This is a genomic window from Candidatus Pristimantibacillus lignocellulolyticus (assembly GCA_023639215.1).
Classification (GTDB): domain Bacteria; phylum Bacillota; class Bacilli; order Paenibacillales; family Paenibacillaceae; genus Pristimantibacillus; species Pristimantibacillus lignocellulolyticus.
The window spans coordinates 3,986,391-4,004,910 of record CP097899.1; the positions used below are offsets into that span (position 1 = coordinate 3,986,391).

The following is an 18,520-nucleotide window of genomic DNA, read 5'->3' on the forward strand; positions in this document are numbered from 1 at the left end:
GAGGATGAACATAAGAGTATGATGAATGAAATTACAGCAGACGAATTACAAGCGAAACTTGAAGCGGGAGAATTAATTAACCTTATAGATGTTAGAGAACCAGATGAATGGGAAGCAGGACATATCGAACAAGCTCGTCTGATTCCACTCTCCGAATTCAATGCGCGTGTGGAAGAAGTTCATGCTGTTGAAGGTGATGTCATCTTCATCTGTCGTAGCGGAGCTCGTAGTGGACGTGTATGTGAGTTTATGCGTTTACAAGGTTTTGAGGTAACAAATGTGAGTGATGGTAATCTTGGCTGGCATGGTCCAGTCGTATATGGTCAATAATCAATAATATGAGTATGCCGTTCGAGTGTGGTGATATTGACTACATTTGAACGGTTTTTTTATAGAAAAAGTACAAGTAATGGGAGTGGAATTTTTTTTTGGGGCCATTGAACGGCCATATGGTACGCTAATTAGCTTAAAACCGATACTTAGAGATGTAAGGGGACATACGATGCGTTATTGAAGGTATATGAATCAAAAATCGCTGACGAACGGGTGAATAAGGACAATTATGTCCGCGAAAACTTGATATGAGCTGAAATCGAAGGAATAACGTCTGTTAGGTCCGCTAGTTTCGCGAATCAGTTCGCAACGAGCTGAATGAATGATATGGTTAGCGGGGTTTACTAAGCGAACGGTTATCGTTGAAGTAATTACAAATGTTACGAACGGGGATACAGTCTGCTACTAAACAAATTGTAACTGTCAAAGTAGAGTTGGTATTTTGTTAATCTAATCTTAAGGAAACTCATTAGTAGTAAACAGTGTAAAGCTTAATGGAAACAAATATTAAAAGGATTGAGCAAATAAAATACTTAACAGCATTTATCTTTCTTTTTGACTTGAGTTCAGAAAAACCTGTAACTAACATAAACAATCCCAAGAAAAAATTCATAAAAGGTAATGCTTTAAAATTATCTGTTCTTGAACTATCGTAGTAAAAAGTAAGAATAATTAAGTTATAGATTGCAATAATAGCGGCAAGTAATCCAAATATTAATCTTAATTTTTTCAAAACGAGTTTACCCCCTTATTTTTCCATATATATATTATATATTAAGTTTTGTTATATATGTTGAAAAGAATAGTTTATTGTTCGTTGTAGAATCCTAACGAAAGTAATATTTTGGGCGGTTTACCATAGCATTTAGTGCCATTTCATGTTATATTAGCTAACAAAATTATTAGTGATTATCAATTTAAAATTGAAAGTGAGCTGTGAACAATGACATTAACCTACGAACAATTACAACAAATGCCGAAAGTAGAACTTCATCTTCATCTAGATGGAAGTATATTGCCTGCAACTTTAATTGAATTAGCTGCCGAGCAGAATATGTCATTGCCAACGACAGACGTATCTCAGCTCCTATCCTATATGACAGTGCCAGAGCAATGTGAAGATTTGAATCAATATTTAAGTACTTTTGATTTTGTACTACCTTTCACTCAGACTGCTAATGCGCTCGAACGAATCGCCTTTGAAATCGTTCAGCAATGTGCAGAGCAAAATGTTCGTTATGTCGAAGTTCGTTTTGCACCGCAATTACATGTTAACAAAGGATTAACGGTAGCTGATGCGTATCGACATGTTATTGCGGGGTTACAACGCGGTGAACAACAATTTGATGTTGTGGCACGCTGCATAGGTATTTGTTTGCGAGGTCATAGCTCTGAGCAGAATATGGAAGTAGTAGAGGAAGCTGCGGCCTTTATTGGCAAAGGACTTGTTGCGGTTGATCTTGCCGGTGCAGAGGCACTTTATCCGCCATCGCTCTATCGAGAAATATTCGAAAAGGCTGGGCAACTTAATCTACCTATAACGATTCATGCAGGAGAAGCGGGTGGCGCTCAAAACATTGACGTATCTGTTCATGAACTTGGTGCTTCGCGAATTGGACATGGTGTTCGATTGCAGGAAGATGCCAATATATTTAATGACATTAATAATTTTCACATCCCACTTGAATTTTGTCCGATTAGTAATTTGCAGACAAAAGCAATTGAGGGCTGGGAGCAATATCCGTTAGTTCAATATATGAATTCAGGCATCATTGTTACGGTCAATACGGATAATCTTACTGTTTCAAATACGAATTTGACTAAAGAATTTTGGACCTTGCAGCAGGAGTTATCTCTATCTTTTGAGCAAATAGTTCAGCTTCAGTATAATGCTGTACATGCTGTATTTCTTGAGCAATCAGCGAAAGCAGCTTTTATTGAGAAGATGGAAGATGAGTTGAAGCGTTGGAAAACGATAATTGGGGTCTAGTATAGGAGTAGTTGATTCGCAATTTTCATACAACAAGAGAAGGAGGGACAACTATGAAAAGCATTCGTAAATATCGTCTTAATGATATTGAGCATATTAAATCTAGTGAAGATCGAGAAGAGTATGAAAAAGATTATGCAAGATTAATACAATCTCCAGCTTTTCGTCGATTACAAGGGAAATCGCAAGTTTTCGGTGCTGGATCTGGTGATTATTATCGTACACGACTAACCCATTCCATCGAAGTATCGCAAATTGCTCGGGAAGTTTCGCGGAAATTGGGTAAATTATATCCGTTTCTCAATCAAGATATCCATCCGGGATTAAAAATCGTACCAGAAGTAGTAGAGATCGCATCACTTGCTCATGACCTCGGACATCCGCCATTTGGTCATAAAGGCGAAGAAGTGCTTAACGAGTTATTACAAGAGAAGTATGGAAGTCATTATGAAGGGAATGCACAGAACTTCCGCATTCTGATGTTTCTGGAGAAAAGAGCAGGTAGTGATAAAGGGCTTGATCTAACCGCTGCAGCATTGCTTGCCATTAATAAATACCCTTATCTTATTGGCGAGAATGGTAAGCAAAAAGGGGTATATAAAGCAGAGTGGGAAGGCATTTCTTACTTACGCGATTTATGGAAAATTCCTGAGGGATGTCGTACGCTTGAAGCGCAATTGATGGATCTATGTGATGACATTGCTTATTCTACGCATGATATCGAGGATGGTATTCGTGCTGGTAAAATTCAATTAACAGAAGATTTTTTGTTAGATGCTAGATTAATCAATAGTGTTGTGCAAGAAATTGTGAATGATCCTGCGAGTATGTCAGCATTTCATTGGGCTAACATCGATATTCGTCAAATGGTAAGCAATGTACTTGATGAATACTACTTACAATGGAAACGAATTTATGAGAAGTATGGTCGAGAAGTTTCTCGTTCTCGCCGTGAGATGAAAGCACAATGGGTGAATCACTTCGCTTCGCTCGTAGGAATTATTGATGATCCAATGACGATCGGATGGAAGAAAGTCACGTTCGTAAAAGACGGAGTCGAAGATGTCTATACGCTTCGTACGATGGAAATATTGAAGAAGCTTGCATGGGTAACGATGATCAAAGATTTTCGTGTACAGCGACTACAAAAACGTAGTGAAAATATGCTTCACAAGTTATGGGAAAGCCTAGAAGATGAAGCAGCAGGAAGACTTATTCTTCCACCAGATTGGATAGAATCTTATGATCTTCTCAAACATGAATGGCCATGGGAGAAATTGATTACTGACTATATTGCGGGAATGACCGATCATTACGCTGAGAAAGTGTATACCGAATTATTTGCAAGTCGTAGCGGTTCCATCTACGAAAGGGACTAACTTAGCATGAATAGCACATTCCGAACATACAGTATAAGACAACCTTCATTAATATGAAGTTCAAAACATCCACTCGTGATCACGATGAGTATGCTGGCGTAGAGTATTCGACATCGAATATGCCACCCATCGAAAGCCTGCGTGTGCTCACGTACACAAAACGTACGCTGTGCTACTCGTTTCCGCTGTGTGTCATCTTCTTGGTACTGACAAGCGAATGTTTTGAACCTCGATTGGAAGATGAAGTTCAAAACATCCACTCGTGATCACGATGAGTATGCTGACGTAGTGTATTCGACATCGAATATGCCACCCATCGAAAGCTTGCGTGTGCTCACGTACACAAAACGTACGCTGTGCTACTCGTTTCCGCTGTGTGTCATCTTCTTGGTACTGACAAGCGAATGTTTTGAACCTCGATTGGAAGATGAAGTTCAAAACATCCACTCGTGATCACGATGAGTATGCTGACGTAGTGTATTCGACGTCAAAATCCTAGTGAACAAAACGTTCGAACTCTTCCTTTTTGAACTTTCCTTTAATAAAGTTGTTACTACTTGCCGATCGGAGGCGCATTTATGGAGCAGAAGCTTGACCATGAATATTCAGAAGAAATCGTCTTATCCGTTCAGGGTATGAGTTGTTCCGCTTGTGCAACTCGGATTGAACGTAAGTTGACTCGTATGCAAGGTGTTGAAGAAGTCGCTGTTAGTTATCCACTTAGGACGGCATGGATTCAATCTTCTAGCAGAAATATTGACGCCAAACAGGTGATGCAATTAATAGAGCAACTTGGATTTCTAGCACATGTTCATCAATCCACTATCGAAGATATGAAACAAGAGAAACGTTTGCTACAGCGAAGATTATTGTGGGCAAGCGTTTTTACTTTGCCGTTAATTTGTTCGATGATTCAACACTTTGCTCCTTTACATGGCTTAATGAGCATAGTACCACAATGGATATTCGCCCCGTGGTTACAGCTAATTTTGGCGACGATCGTCCAATTTATTATAGGCGTCCCATTCTATATTAGTGCTTACCATGCCATAAGAGAAAAACTCGCCAATATGGATGTTCTTGTTGTCATAGGTACGACATCGGCATATTTGTATAGTCATTACGAAGTATTGCGTAATGGGCTAGATGGAATATTACAATATGCAAGTTACGATACTGCCGCACTATACTTTGAAAGCTCCGCTGTCGTTATAACTGCCGTTTTATTAGGGAAATACATTGAATTAAATGCTTCACTTAAGCTACAACAAGAACATGATGCTTTTGCAAAATTAGAAGTCAATGAGACACTCGTCGAGCGTAATGGTCAGTTACAGTCTATTCGCACTGAATTTGTAAAAGTAGATGATATCGTTCATGTTCATGAGCAACAATACATTCCTGTAGATGGATTCATACAACGTGGCGAAGCATATGTAGAAGAAGCTTTACTAACAGGTGAACAAGGTCTCATTAGTAAAGGCGTAGGAGATCGCGTATGGGCAGGGACATTTCAAGCGCAAGGTAAGCTCGTATTAGTGACTACTGCAACTGGGCATCAAACAATGTTGAATCGCATCCGAGAACTTGTAAGGCAAGGGCAACGTTCGAAGACGAGCATTCAACGTCAAGTTGATAAAGTGATTCGTTGGTTTGTTCCGGCAATTCTACTATTAGCAGTAAGTACATTAATTTGCTGGGTCATTTGGGGAGAGGCTGGTACGTTAAGTGAAGGGGTATTTAGTGCGCTCGCTGTATTGCTTGTCGCATGTCCTTGTGCATTAGGACTTGCCGCACCAATCTCATTGTCCATAACGAGCAGTAGACTTGTTAAGCATGGATTAATTGTAAAAGATGCTAGTGTCCTTGAGCGACTTGCCGATGTAGATGCAGTAATATTTGATAAGACCGGAACATTAACAGAAGGAAAGTTAAGTATTAGTTATTTGAAAAGCTTCAATATCTCACGGAACCAACTCTTAGCTTATGTAGGAGCTTTAGAGAAGAAAGAAGAACATCCGATTGCCCATGCTATTCAAATGGAATTGCGGTCACAAGACGCTCGTACTAGTATCGCTCCAGTAGTTGAGCGTGTAACATCGTATCCAGGTAGAGGTGTAACGGGCTATATTGCTAATGATCAATTTATTGTAGGTAATGAGCGTTTACTAGAACAATATCATATTAAACTTCCTGCACATGTTGTTGAGATAGCGGCTGAGCGATTGATGCACGGTGAGACACTAATTTATTGTATCCAGAATGAACGCTGTGTTGGCTTGATTGGTTTATCGGATGGACTAAAGCGTTCAGCAAAGAAAAGTATCTCACTTCTGCAAAAGCTAGGTGTGCATGCCATCATGGCAACTGGAGATCATCCTGCACCAGCAGATCGTGTTGCTAGAGAAGCGGGAATTTCTGAAGTCAATGCGAAGCTATTACCAGAACAAAAGCTAGAATTGCTGCAAAAACTACAAGCCAATGGTTCGACGATAGCGATGGTAGGCGATGGATGGAATGATGCTCCAGCGTTAGCAAGCGCCCATATCGGTATTGCGATGAGTAATAGTGCGGAAGCGGCACTACATGCAGGGCATATGACTTTATTATATTCACAACTAACGAGTATCCCGATCTCCATTGAGATGAGCCGGATGACTGTTCGCAATATTAAGCAAAATCTTGGATTTGCACTAATCTATAATAGCGTTATGCTTCCTTTTGCAGCTTTAGGATTTCTGCAACCGTGGATGGCCGGTGTCGCGATGGCACTAAGTTCAGTTTGCGTTGTGTTTAATGCTCTTTCATTGCATGTTCGACTGAATCGTGCTGAGAGAGCGGTGGAATCTGTATGATGACCTTGAGCAGCATGATCTTAGTCGTAATGACTGGTCTACTAAGTAGCGCACATTGCATCGGCATGTGTGGCGGGATTGTTACAGCAGTTACGCTACAATCGCCACTTTCTGCTACGAAGACAACACTTCTCTATCATGCAGGTCGAGCGTTTTCCTATACATTATTCGGAATCATACTTGGTGCAGTTGGTTCATTTGTTGAAGTAGCGGGACAATTAGCAGGAATGAAAGGAATCGCATCAATTGTTGGCGGTTGTTTTCTATTATTGTGGGTATGGCGTAAATTTCAAATTCCAGGTATGAGTAAGTTATCGGCGAATTTACATAAGAATTTATTTAATGGTGTTAAATATTGGCGTGGAGGTCAGCAGTGGTATGTACTGGCAACGGGTGTTGCATTCGGTTTTTTACCATGTGGTCTAACCTATGCAATGGGGATTGAAGCTGCTGCAACTGGTCACTGGTATACGGGTGGACTTACAATGCTATTGTTTGCGTTAGGTACATTTCCAGCACTTCTATTAGCGGCTTCGATCTCCATCGTTGCTAGTAAGAAATGGCGTAAAGTGATGCGTCAATTAGGAACTTGGACTGCTGTAATTATTGGGGTTATCTCTATTATGAGAGGGTTGGCGGCAGGTGGGATTATTCCGTCGATTCATCATTGGTTATGGTAACTACCATAAAACAGGACAATTATGGTCTAGAGCTACCATAATTGTCCTGTTTTTGTCGTTAATTACGATTTGTATCTCTAGGATTACAATCGTAAAATTAATAAATATGCTGAAATTAAAATCTTGTCGAAAACTATACAAGAAAGCCTTCACATGAACACATGAGAAGGCTTTTCGTGATTTTACTTGTAATTGGGTATTTCAAACGATTCTGTTCATCACTTCTATTATACTTTAGCTAGATCTTTTGTCTCTCTATGAAGAATGTTATGACAGCAAAAAGGAAGAATGCTAGTAGTAGAAGCGAACCTCCAACAATGAAGAAAATCATAACAAAAGTATCATTTAAGTCAAAAGGATTTAAGTTATACATCCACATGCCAAAAGTTAATCCAAAAGCACCTGTCATAGCGAAAATGCTTTGAGCAGTAACCATCCACTTATACTTCACAGTAAATACTTGATAGAAAATACCCCAAGCAAACACGGATAACCAACCTACTAGCAAGATATGTGCATGAATGGGACGCAACGTATAGTCCATCTCTCCGGCCATTTGCGAGCCGATAAAAGTGCCGATAATACCAAAGATAGCAGCAAAACGAATTAAGCGAACACTCCATAATTTTTCCATAATAAACCTCCTTTTCAATTAAGAGTTTACTTAGAATATTGTTAATCTACAAGCACTTTATGAGAATTGACATGAATAATCCACAGTTATACTATTTGGTGAAAATAAATGGATGAAAGTTTAGATAGAGTTTAGATTAGCCCATCATACTGATTGCTAAAGCAAAATAAAGGGGGCTATATTTACATGAATAAGTTTTTAAAACCCATTACCGATTGGGTATCAACTAAGCGAGGTATGTGGATTACAATTATTGTTTGGCTTGTACTGATGATCGGTCTAAGTGCAGGGCCAAAGCTAAGTGATTATAAGGTATCTAATTTTCAATCACTACCTGATGAAGCAGCATCAATGATAGCAAGTCAAAAGTTAGAGGAGTATTTCCCGAATGATCAGGGAACACCAGGGATTCTTGTTTTTCATAACGAAAATGAGAACATCAATATAGATAATGTAAAGAAAATATTACAATCAATTGTTGATGAGAATATTAAAGGTATTGATACGATTGTGGATATAAGTGCACTGCCTGAAACGGCATTGTCTGCATTTGCATCAGAAGATCAATCCACTTTGATTGTCCCGATGAGTCTAGTTGCAGGCTTAGGAAATGCCGATTATGCAGAAATTAATGATCATGCATTTGAAATTGGCAATGAAGTAGCTGCAAGTTTAGGCGATACAAAATTTTATATAACTGGTCCTGCAGGAATAGCAGGGGATACGGTAAAATTATTTGAACAGGCTGATATAAATTTATTATTAATTACAATCTTCATTATTTTGATTTTACTTATTGTGATCTATCGTTCACCGTTACTTGCTTTCATCCCATTACTAGCGACGGTTATTGTATATCAAGTAGTCAATCAAACGCTTGCACTAATGGGCGCAGGTGGACTAGAAATTAATAATTCAACGACATCGATTATGAGCATTTTGTTATTTGCCGCGGTTATTGATTATTCATTATTCGTATTCTCTCGTTTCCGTGAGGAGCTGAATCACTATGAGAGCAAATATGAAGCGATGAAGCATGCGATGCGCGCAACTGGAGAGCCTGTATTTTTCGCGGGTGGTACAGTGCTTGCAGCGATGCTTATATTATTTTTCGCCGATTTCCGCGACTATCAGAACTTTGCACCAGTATTTGGCACAGCAGTATTCATTATTATGCTTGCGTCCATTACGTTAGTCCCCGCATTATTCACTTTATTTGGACGAAAAGCATTCTGGCCTAAAGTACCGAAATTCGGTCAGCATAAAGAGTTGAAGCACGGGATATGGGGACCGATTGCAAAATTTGTTATAAATAAACCATTTATTACAGGTGGTGCGGTGTTTATCATCATGCTTGTCACTGCCTTGAACATGTTCAATCTTAAGTTTGAGTTTGATACAGTAAAATCATTCCCGGAAGATTTACCATCTCGGGTTGGATATGAAATTGTGGAGACAAAATTCGACAAGGGGGAGCTTGCTCCGACATCGATATTATTGGAAAGTAAGCAACCTCTCACAGACGATGAGATATCTAATTTATCAAAGGCATTAAGCGAGAAGGACAAAGTAGCATCTGTGCGTTTATCTGCAAAAAATGATGAGCAGACGGTAATTAAATACAGTCTTGCATTTGACATTAACCCATATTCCACGGAAGCTATTGAAATCTTGGATGATATGCGAAATCATACTGACGAGTTATTAGAAAGTGTAGGTATCTCAGGAGAGTTATATTATGCAGGCACGACGGCAAAACTAGTGGATGAACGAGATATTAACACTGGCGATATCTATAAAATTGTCATATTAGAAACTTTGCTTATTCTCGTATTATTACTTGTGTTAACTCGTTCATGGAAAATGCCAATATACATGATGGCAACGATATTACTATCCTATCTCTCTGCATTAGGCTTAGGTATCTTCTTAGTAGATGTATTATTCGGTTATGAGGCGTTAAGTACTCGTGTACCTGTATATGCATTTGTATTTCTAGTAGCACTAGGCATAGATTACAATATCATTCTGGTATCTCGATTTATTGAAGAACGCAAACGTAGCACTGTTAAACAATCACTCGAAATTGCGATTCGTAACACTGGCGGTGTCATTTCATCAGCTGGTATCATATTAGCAGCAACCTTTGCAGCCCTAACAACGATGCCAATTGCTGATCTCTTCGTATTTGGTTTTATTGTATCTATTGGTATTATTATTGATACTTTCTTAGTCCGAGGGATGCTATTACCTTCACTAATCTTGCTATTTGAAAAAGATAAAAAATAAGGTACACTTTTGAGGGATGCTTGTAAGGTTAACTTACAAGCACCCCTTTTTTATAAAATTTATTTTGCGGAGGCAAGTGAATGAATATTTTAATAGTAGATGATGATACCCATATACAAAAGCTCATCAGTATTCATTTGCAACGAGCGGGATATAATGTGTTGCTAGCAGGTAATGGAATAGAAGCGTTAGAAGTACTTAAACATCGTTGGCCAGACTTAGCGATTGTTGATGTCATGATGCCTGAAATGGATGGACTGACGTTAACTAAGATTTTAAGTGAACAATATGAGATTCCTGTATTATTGCTTACAGCGAAAGGTACATTAGAGGATAAGGAACAAGGTTTTTTAGCTGGTTCAGATGATTATGTTGTAAAACCATTTGAACCGAAAGAACTATTATATCGTGTAGCTGTTATTATTAGACGAATTGATAAATCTGTAAAATTGAATTTTGAAATCGGAAATCTGAAAATCAATCGATTAACATACGAAGTCATAATTGGCAAACAGACGCTTATTTTTCCGTTAAAAGAATTTGAAATCCTTTGTTTATTAGCTTCAAAGCCTGATCAAGTATTTACGAGATCGCAAATCATGGAAAAAGTATGGGGTTACGATTATGAAGGAGATGATCATACATTGAACACTCATATTACACGAGTAAGACAAAGGTTAGAAAGAGCGTTAGCTACTATTGAAATTGTAACCATTCGTGGATTAGGCTATAAGATTGAAGTGAAAACACCATGAGAACATTGTATCGTCAATTTACCGTAGCAACCCTCTTTATTGTGGTCATTAGCGTAACTGTCGGTCTATTTATTGTTAGCTTGGTATACAATATACTTATCAAAGAGAAGAATGATGCTCATTATGTAGCAATAGCGACGCAGGTCACTGAAATACTTGAACAAACACATGGAAGTGGATTTGAGGTTTATTTGCAGTCCGTTGCAAAACTAGGCTATCAAGTACACGTGAGCGGAGAAAACGGGAATACATTCTCTTTTGGCGAACCGTTTCATTCTATAGACGTAAGTCAAACTATACGAGAGCTTATCTATTCTGGAGAAGTGTACCACGGTATGAGGGACTATCATGGAAAGTTCTTAATTTTTAATCATTATGCGAATGAAATAGAGAATACGATCGGAGTACCTTTCGAACATAATGGGGAGCGTTATGCACTATTTATACGTCCCAATAATCAGGTGCTTTTTTCCGATATGCATTCATTAATTGCAGGTTTTTTAGTAGCGATGGCAATTATTGTGTTACTATCTATGCTTTGGTTAGCTCGTCAATTAGTGAAGCCAATTAGAAAATTAAGTCACGCGACAAAACATATTATGGAAGAAAATTACCAAGTGGAAATAGATATTGTAAGAAGTGATGAGTTAGGGCAATTAGCTGAGAATTTCAAGCAGATGGTTCATCGCCTTAAGAAAAATGATGAGGCACGTAAAACATTTGTCAGTAATGTATCTCATGATTTTCAATCCCCGCTTCTTAATATTCAAGGTTACGCCGATTTACTAGGAAATAATGGTTTAACGACGGAAGAACAACAATCGTATTTGCAAGTTATCGATCAAGAAGCGAAGCGATTATCTAATTTAACGAAACAACTATTACTATTAACTTCATTAGATCATGCAGCAAGGCCTTTGAAAAATCAGCTATATGAGCTTGATCAACAATTAAAAAAAATCATTCACAAATACCGATGGCGTATGGAGGAGCAACAAGTTGAACTCTCCTATGAGATAGAGCCCATCTCTTTTTATGGAGATGCTGATTTACTTGAACAAGTATGGGATAACGTATTGACAAATGCGATTAAATACAATCGAAATGCTGGCGAAATTAATATTATAGCTAAAGCTGAGCATGATGAGATTATTATTCAATTTATGGATAGTGGCATTGGCATCGCAAAAGAAGAAATAGAACATATATTTGAACGGTTTTACCGTGTTGATAATTCTCGTTCTAAGGATGGCACTGGACTAGGATTATCCATAGTGAAGGAAATTGTAGAATTACATCAAGGGAAAATAGAAGTTATTAGCGAGCTAGATTCAGGCACAACGATTACTATTATATTACCAATCGATGTTGCTAGTTTAGGTAAAAGAGATAAGGAGCAGCCTTAATTGGCTGCTGTTTTCCACATCTTATTTTAAGTTTATCGTATTATTAGTTTAATTCAAATTGATATAGTAGTGTAAATTAAAACGGTTTTGATTTGTTAGTTTAATCATTTCAATAGTAGGTTGTTTTGTAAATGATAAAAAATAAACTTATTACAGTAACGGGCAATAAGTTTAAACAAAGAAACTATTTGATTTGTCACAATTTTCACACAATTATTATAAAAATAACCAAATACTTCAAGTACAATAAGTGTGAAAGGGATTACATTTTTGGAGGGGAAATAATGGTACATTATTCAATTAACCCTGAAAGATCTACATTGCACGGCTCTTTCTCACGCGATTTCGAACCTATATTAACTATTGATTCTGGGGATGTCGTTCGATACAGCACTCTTGACGCAGGATGGGGACTGGAACCATTTTCAGCTCCGGGCGTACGTAGAAGGTTCGAAACAAGGGAACGTCCTCGCGATGGTGGTCACGCTCTTTGTGGACCTATTGCTATTCGAGGTGCTGAGCCTGGTACTGTACTTGAAATAAAAATTAATGAAATTCATCCTGGTTCATGGGGATGGAATAGTGCAGGTGGTTTTCCGAGCCCTATAAATAAAAGCTTAGGTATTGCTGATGGTGAGGAATTTCATCTTAATTGGAAGTTAAACGCAACAACAATGATAGGAACAAGCGATCATGGACACAAGGTAGCATTACGTCCCTTTATGGGAATAATGGGGATGCCTCCTGACGAACCTGGGATTCATTCAACATACCCACCCCGCTTTTGTGGTGGAAATATAGATTGCAAAGAATTGATCGCAGGAAGCACTTTATATCTTCCAGTCCCTGTTTCAGGGGGGTTATTTTCAGTCGGTGATGGTCATGCCATACAAGGAGATGGAGAAGTAGGAAGTCCTGCATTAGAGTGTCCAATGGATTTGGTGGACCTTACATTCTCTGTTCGAAAAGATATTTCTTTAACTATGCCACGAGCAAAAACTCTTACGGCGTGGATAACAATGGGCTTTCATGAAGATTTGAACGAAGCAACCATAATCGCTCTAGAAGGCATGTTAAACCTTATGAAAGAAATTTTTGGGTTTGAACGTAAAGAAGCTCTAGCTTTAGCAAGTCTAGTCGTCGACTTAAGAATTACACAGATAGTTAATGGAGTTCGAGGTGTACATGCTGTGCTTCCTCATGGTTCGATCAAATAAGAAAAAATAAAAGCATGGCGAAACCATCTAATATAGAACTAACGGGGAACGATAGTTCAATAAAAATTAATTATTCTCTTGTTTAAAATATTACAAATTATGCCATAATTAAACATCCTATACGAAAGTTTTTGAAAGGTTATTAATATAATAGAAGGTGGGAGATTTTTGTTAGAAACAAAACGTCTTATAATTAGAGAAATGGTGCAGTCCGATTATGAAGCATTGTGCAGAATATTGTGTGATGAGGAAGTAATGCGTGCTGCTTATGAAAGTGCATTCAACTTAGAAGAAGCACAAAATTGGCTTAACAGACATTTTAAAAGATATGAAGAGTATGGTTTTGGACTTTGGGCTGTTGCATTAAAAGAAACCAACGAAATGATTGGTCAATGTGGCTTGACAATGCAAGGCTGGAGAGAAAAAGAAATTTTGGAAATAGGATTTTTGTTTCAAAAAGCGTATTGGCACAAAGGTTATGCAACAGAAGCGGCAATTGCTTGCAAGGAATACGCTTTCTCAGTTCTTAATGCAAATAGGGTTTATTCTATTATTAGGGACACAAATGTAGCCGCCCAAAAAGTTGCTGTTCGAAACGGTATGAATATTATTGATAAAGATACTAAGAATTTCAGGAATATAAATATGGAATTTTTTCTGTATTTTGTAGAGCAAACAAAATGAGTAGGTGAAATTGAAAAAGGCTTCCATGATGAACCATGAACTTTTTGAAATTGAGCTAACGGGATACGTTAGTTTAATAAACCTTCACCACGTAGGGACGGTTTTCTTTAGTTTTAAAATCAACATTAAGATTTAACATAGCCATAATAATTGGAGAATAGATTAGGTAGATCATCACTCTCATGCGTCGAGTAAGAGTAGTCCCTATTATAGTTGCTTCGCAATTAATTGAGGATTTTGAAATGATTAGTATATTACTTAGTCGTTCAGTAGTTATTAACCAACGGTGGTGATGTGGTGGAAGACTATGATTTAAAAAGCATCTGGCGCATTCTTTTTGTAATATTTAATACGTTAAGTGTACTTGCAATACCGTATGTCTTTTTCTTATTTTGGTTCGGTTTATTTGGATTTTGGGATCCACCTACGATATCGACTAAAATTCATGGGATCGCTATCTTAGTTATCTATTTAAATATCATATTTTTTGTGAATAAATGGGTATTGAAAAGAATTGATTTGCGTGGAAAAAAATTTGTTTTTCTTGTGCTAATCGTAATGATAATAGTAGCAATCATATTATTTTCATCTGAATTTCTCTTATTTTATTTTCAGTTATTTTTTGTATATTTAATGAGTTTTTTTGGTGTAGAATTGAATCTTTAGTCGTTCGCATTATGTTAAATTAATTCAAGATGCTAAGGAGGCCAATATTATGGAGTTTAGAATTATTGCGTTGCCAGCGTTTCAAGCAGCATCATCTGGAGTTGATAAGGAATTTGATTTTTCTCCAAATGGTTTACTAGGAAAGTTTAGTAACTATTTTTCATCGATTGTTCCAACTGCAAGAGATAGCTTCATGCCAAGGGATTTTTTATTCTTTGATGAAGAAAATCAAGGCATGGTATGGTGGTGGGTATTAAGTGATGGTATGGATAACGGTGGCAATGAAGTCGTTGAGTTTGAAGGTGGATATTATTTAACTTATACATACAGGGATGGCGATGAAGAAACAAATGGTAAATTATACGGTGAGGCTCTAACATTCATTGAAAATAGTGATGTTTTTGAGCTTGATGCCAGGCCAAATCATTACGCCATGGGACATATTATTACACCAGCAGAAATTATTAAGGCACAAGGATGGGCTCAAATGGAGACTTTCATTCCGATCAAGCTCAAAAACGTTTAATAGTAACTTCCAAACACTAATTATTTAATTGGCACACATATATCGCAATAATCATTGTCAGTCATATCACTCATGTATCTTTCTAATATCGGTCTATTATCAATTTGATAGCCACTGTTATGCAGGGTAGGGAAGATTTCAGCCCAAGTTTTTTGAATATCTTCTGTTGTATGTTTAACATGATAAATAAAATATTTCCCTCCTGAAAGCTCACCTTCACAAATGGCATCGTCAACTTGATAATCTTCCGGAATTACAATGCAAGCATCATATCTACAATGTTGAGGAAGTGTCATTTCTGGATTATCTTGCGAGATTCCAAATATAATTCCCGATGAGTATAGATTATTCTCCTTAGCCCATATTTTTATCTTTTCCATTGCTTGAATGTTAGAAGGACCATATGGTCCGACTTGTCGCACATAGGCAATGCGATATTGTGGTAGAATTTCAACACTATCATTCATAATCTTATTCTCCCTTTACTGTAAATTGTTACTACATTTCGAATACTATTATGATATAAAAAAATAATCAATTACTTATATTGAAAATATTTAATGTCCGTATTGTTTCTCATATTCAGTAGGTGAAATGCCGTTGTGTCGTTTGAAAAGCTTTGAGAAGTAGAGGGCGTCGTTAAAACCTACTGCTTGAGCGACTTGATTAACAGGAATATGCTGTGCAAGCAATAACTGAGCTTGCTCTAGTCTTACTTTAATAAGATAAGCTAATGGTGAAATTCCGGTCGTTAGCTTAAATAATTTACATAGATGACTACGATGATAGCCAACACGCTGAGCTAATTCTTCGATCGTAATTGGCTGCGGATAATGATAATCGATGTACGCAATAGCTTCTTCAATCTGTCGCTCTGCAGTTGCTTTATGATCGAATGGTCGAAGCTTCATAGGTTTCTTAGCCTGACAATACTTTGCAAGTAGCAATTGTAGATGACCACTTGCTTCTATCGAAGAATATAGCTCATTAGAAGAGAGTAGCGTAATAATTTGTTCGAAGAACGGGTGAATATGTTCAATTGATAAAGATTGAACGATAGGATGTTTAGCCGAGATATTACTACGTTGTAAAATATGTTTGAAACGATTACCTTTGAATCCAATCCAACAATATTGCCAGGGTTCATGTTTGTTAGCAGTATACTGTACCGATTCCCCTGGAAATATGAAAAAACTATCCCCACTCGATAGAGAATACGTATTTCCTCCAACCTTCATCTCACCTTTACCTGCGATTACATAGTGCACAATATAATAAGGATGTATTAACGGACCCATATTGTGTAACGCATTTGTTTGAGCTTGTCCTGCAAATAATATATCGTCAATTTGAGGATCGAAACTCGTATGAATACTCAATAATTGTATCGTTTCACTCATGGATAAGACCCCCGTAATTTTATGTATATTTCTGTAAAAGTGTTGTCTTTAACTAGTAAACGTAAATTATAAGAAAACTACAAATGTCCATATAACGATTCGAAAAATCTATATCAGATATTGAAAATAATAGATATATTATAAAGGAGAAATGCTTATAACAACAGCTATTATACCATTTGAAAGGTAGGGAACTATTAATGTCTAAAATAACTTTTCTAGGTGCAGGAAGCACTATCTTTGCAAAAAATGTACTAGGTGATGTGATGTTGACTCCTTCATTACAAGGTTTTGAATTGGCATTATACGATATTGATCCGACTCGTTTGAAAGAATCTGAAATTATATTAAGAAATGTATGTGAAGTCGCGGGCAGTACATGCCGGATTGTAGCTTATCATAATCGTAAGGAAGCTTTAAGTGGCGCAACTTATATCGTTAATGCGATTCAAGTTGGCGGTTATGATCCATGTACGATTACGGATTTCGAAATTCCGAAGAAGTATGGACTTCGTCAAACGATTGCTGATACTGTTGGCATAGGCGGTCTGTTCAGAAATCTTCGTACAATTCCAGTAATGATGGATTTTGCTAGAGATATTAATGAAGTTTGTCCAGACGCATTATTTTTGAACTATAGTAATCCGATGGCTGTATTAACGAATGTGATGAATACGCATGGTGGAGTTAATACGGTTGGACTTTGCCATAGTGTGCAAGTATGTGTTCAAGATTTATTGAAACATTTGGGAATTGATAATAGTGGCATCAAATCCAAAATTGCAGGGATAAATCATATGGCATGGTTGCTTGAAATAACAAAGGATGGTCAAGATATTTATCCTGAGATTAAGCGTCTTGCTCGTTTGAAACAGAGTGAAAAACATCATGATATGGTTCGTTATGAATTGATGGACAAGTTTGGATACTATATTACGGAATCTAGTGAACATAATGCTGAATATCATCCGTACTTCATTAAGTCGCAATATCCTGAACTAATCGAGCGTTTCAATATTCCACTTGATGAATACCCTCGTCGTTGTGTCAATCAGATCAATGAGTGGAAGCTGAAGCGGGATGAGATTATGAACAATGCTCGTCTTGAACATACGCGTACACATGAATATGGATCTTATATTAAGGAAGCGATCGAAACGAATATTCCAATTAAAATTGGCGGTAACGTCATGAACACAGGACTTATTACGAATTTACCGAAAGAAGCTTGTGTAGAAGTACCGTGTCTAGTTGATGCTAATGGTGTTCAACCATTATTTATTGGAGATCTTCCTCCACAACTAGCTGCACTCAATCGAACGAATATTAACACCCAACTATTAACGATTGAAGCTGCAATGACCGGTAAAAAGGAACATATCTATCACGCCGCTTTACTTGATCCTCATACTTCAGCTGAATTATCTATGGATAAAATTATTGCACTTTGCGACGAGTTGATCGAGGCGCATGGTAGCTGGTTACCGACGTACAAATAAGTACGAAAGTAAAGAAGGTTAAAATAATTTGCAAAACAAATAAAATAGTTATAAAAAGTAATTGAAGATACCTCCAAGTATACGATCAGCATAACGCTTCGTATTGCTTGGAGGTATCTTTAGCTATGTGCATTAAATTTGAATCAAATCAACACAGAATGTTATTCTATGAACAGAAATGTACAATCTACCTGACCAATTATATAA

16 protein-coding genes are annotated in these 18,520 nt (G+C 37.4%); 12 read left to right on the plus strand and 4 right to left on the minus strand.

Annotation, left to right across the window (positions count from 1 at the left end):
* Positions 1–18: 18 nt before the first annotated feature.
* Positions 19–330 (plus strand): rhodanese-like domain-containing protein, encoded by a 312-nt coding sequence (locus NAG76_17000; GenBank protein URN93515.1) that lies wholly within the window; start codon positions 19–21, stop codon positions 328–330.
* Positions 331–802: 472 nt separating this feature from the next.
* Here NAG76_17000 and NAG76_17005 read toward each other — a convergent pair whose 3' ends face one another.
* Positions 803–1,066: a DUF3953 domain-containing protein gene (locus NAG76_17005; GenBank protein ID URN93516.1), complete on the minus strand. Its 264-nt coding sequence runs from the start codon at positions 1,064–1,066 to the stop codon at positions 803–805.
* A gap of 210 nt (positions 1,067–1,276) precedes the next feature.
* Here NAG76_17005 and add point away from each other — a divergent pair, with 210 nt between their 5' ends.
* The 4 genes from add to NAG76_17025 all read left to right on the plus strand — a co-directional run bounded on the left by add (position 1,277) and on the right by NAG76_17025 (position 7,237).
* Positions 1,277–2,323, plus strand: coding sequence for an adenosine deaminase (gene add / locus NAG76_17010; protein URN93517.1), 1,047 nt, complete (start codon positions 1,277–1,279; stop codon positions 2,321–2,323).
* Positions 2,324–2,376: 53 nt separating this feature from the next.
* A complete protein-coding gene (gene dgt, locus NAG76_17015; GenBank protein URN93518.1) occupies positions 2,377–3,702 on the plus strand; it encodes a dNTP triphosphohydrolase in 1,326 nt (441 codons plus the stop codon).
* Positions 3,703–4,280: 578 nt separating this feature from the next.
* Complete coding sequence (locus tag NAG76_17020) at positions 4,281–6,557, plus strand: heavy metal translocating P-type ATPase (protein URN93519.1); 2,277 nt, start codon at positions 4,281–4,283, stop codon at positions 6,555–6,557.
* Positions 6,554–7,237 (plus strand): sulfite exporter TauE/SafE family protein, encoded by a 684-nt coding sequence (locus NAG76_17025; protein URN93520.1) that lies wholly within the window; start codon positions 6,554–6,556, stop codon positions 7,235–7,237. Before NAG76_17020 ends, NAG76_17025 begins: the two co-directional genes overlap by 4 nt.
* A gap of 238 nt (positions 7,238–7,475) precedes the next feature.
* Here NAG76_17025 and NAG76_17030 read toward each other — a convergent pair whose 3' ends face one another.
* Positions 7,476–7,871: a hypothetical protein gene (locus tag NAG76_17030; protein ID URN93521.1), complete on the minus strand. Its 396-nt coding sequence runs from the start codon at positions 7,869–7,871 to the stop codon at positions 7,476–7,478.
* A 186-nt stretch (positions 7,872–8,057) separates the two neighbouring features.
* Here NAG76_17030 and NAG76_17035 point away from each other — a divergent pair, with 186 nt between their 5' ends.
* The 6 genes from NAG76_17035 to NAG76_17060 all read left to right on the plus strand — a co-directional run bounded on the left by NAG76_17035 (position 8,058) and on the right by NAG76_17060 (position 15,414).
* Positions 8,058–10,160, plus strand: a complete 2,103-nt coding sequence (locus NAG76_17035; protein URN93522.1) for an MMPL family transporter — start codon at positions 8,058–8,060, stop codon at positions 10,158–10,160.
* Between the two features lie 80 nt (positions 10,161–10,240).
* Complete coding sequence (locus tag NAG76_17040; GenBank protein URN93523.1) at positions 10,241–10,915, plus strand: response regulator transcription factor; 675 nt, start codon at positions 10,241–10,243, stop codon at positions 10,913–10,915.
* On the plus strand, positions 10,912–12,321 hold the full coding sequence (locus NAG76_17045) for a HAMP domain-containing histidine kinase (GenBank protein URN93524.1): 1,410 nt from the start codon (positions 10,912–10,914) through the stop codon (positions 12,319–12,321). Before NAG76_17040 ends, NAG76_17045 begins: the two co-directional genes overlap by 4 nt.
* 284 nt (positions 12,322–12,605) lie before the next feature.
* Positions 12,606–13,538 (plus strand): acetamidase/formamidase family protein, encoded by a 933-nt coding sequence (locus NAG76_17050; protein URN93525.1) that lies wholly within the window; start codon positions 12,606–12,608, stop codon positions 13,536–13,538.
* 168 nt (positions 13,539–13,706) lie between these two features.
* Positions 13,707–14,222, plus strand: a complete 516-nt coding sequence (locus tag NAG76_17055; GenBank protein URN93526.1) for a GNAT family N-acetyltransferase — start codon at positions 13,707–13,709, stop codon at positions 14,220–14,222.
* Positions 14,223–14,937: 715 nt separating this feature from the next.
* Complete coding sequence (locus NAG76_17060; protein URN93527.1) at positions 14,938–15,414, plus strand: hypothetical protein; 477 nt, start codon at positions 14,938–14,940, stop codon at positions 15,412–15,414.
* 20 nt (positions 15,415–15,434) lie between these two features.
* Here the strand turns inward: NAG76_17060 and NAG76_17065 are convergent, their stop codons facing one another.
* Together NAG76_17065 and NAG76_17070 are read right to left on the minus strand one after the other, a co-directional pair.
* Positions 15,435–15,881 carry a GyrI-like domain-containing protein gene (locus NAG76_17065; GenBank protein ID URN93528.1) on the minus strand — a complete coding sequence of 149 codons (447 nt, stop codon included), beginning with the start codon at positions 15,879–15,881 and terminating at the stop codon, positions 15,435–15,437.
* A gap of 90 nt (positions 15,882–15,971) precedes the next feature.
* The gene (locus NAG76_17070; GenBank protein ID URN93529.1) at positions 15,972–16,814 is read right to left on the minus strand and encodes an AraC family transcriptional regulator; all 843 of its coding nucleotides are present in this window, start codon (positions 16,812–16,814) and stop codon (positions 15,972–15,974) included.
* A gap of 200 nt (positions 16,815–17,014) precedes the next feature.
* Here NAG76_17070 and NAG76_17075 point away from each other — a divergent pair, with 200 nt between their 5' ends.
* Positions 17,015–18,313 carry an alpha-glucosidase/alpha-galactosidase gene (locus NAG76_17075; GenBank protein URN93530.1) on the plus strand — a complete coding sequence of 433 codons (1,299 nt, stop codon included), beginning with the start codon at positions 17,015–17,017 and terminating at the stop codon, positions 18,311–18,313.
* Positions 18,314–18,520: the final 207 nt, after the last annotated feature.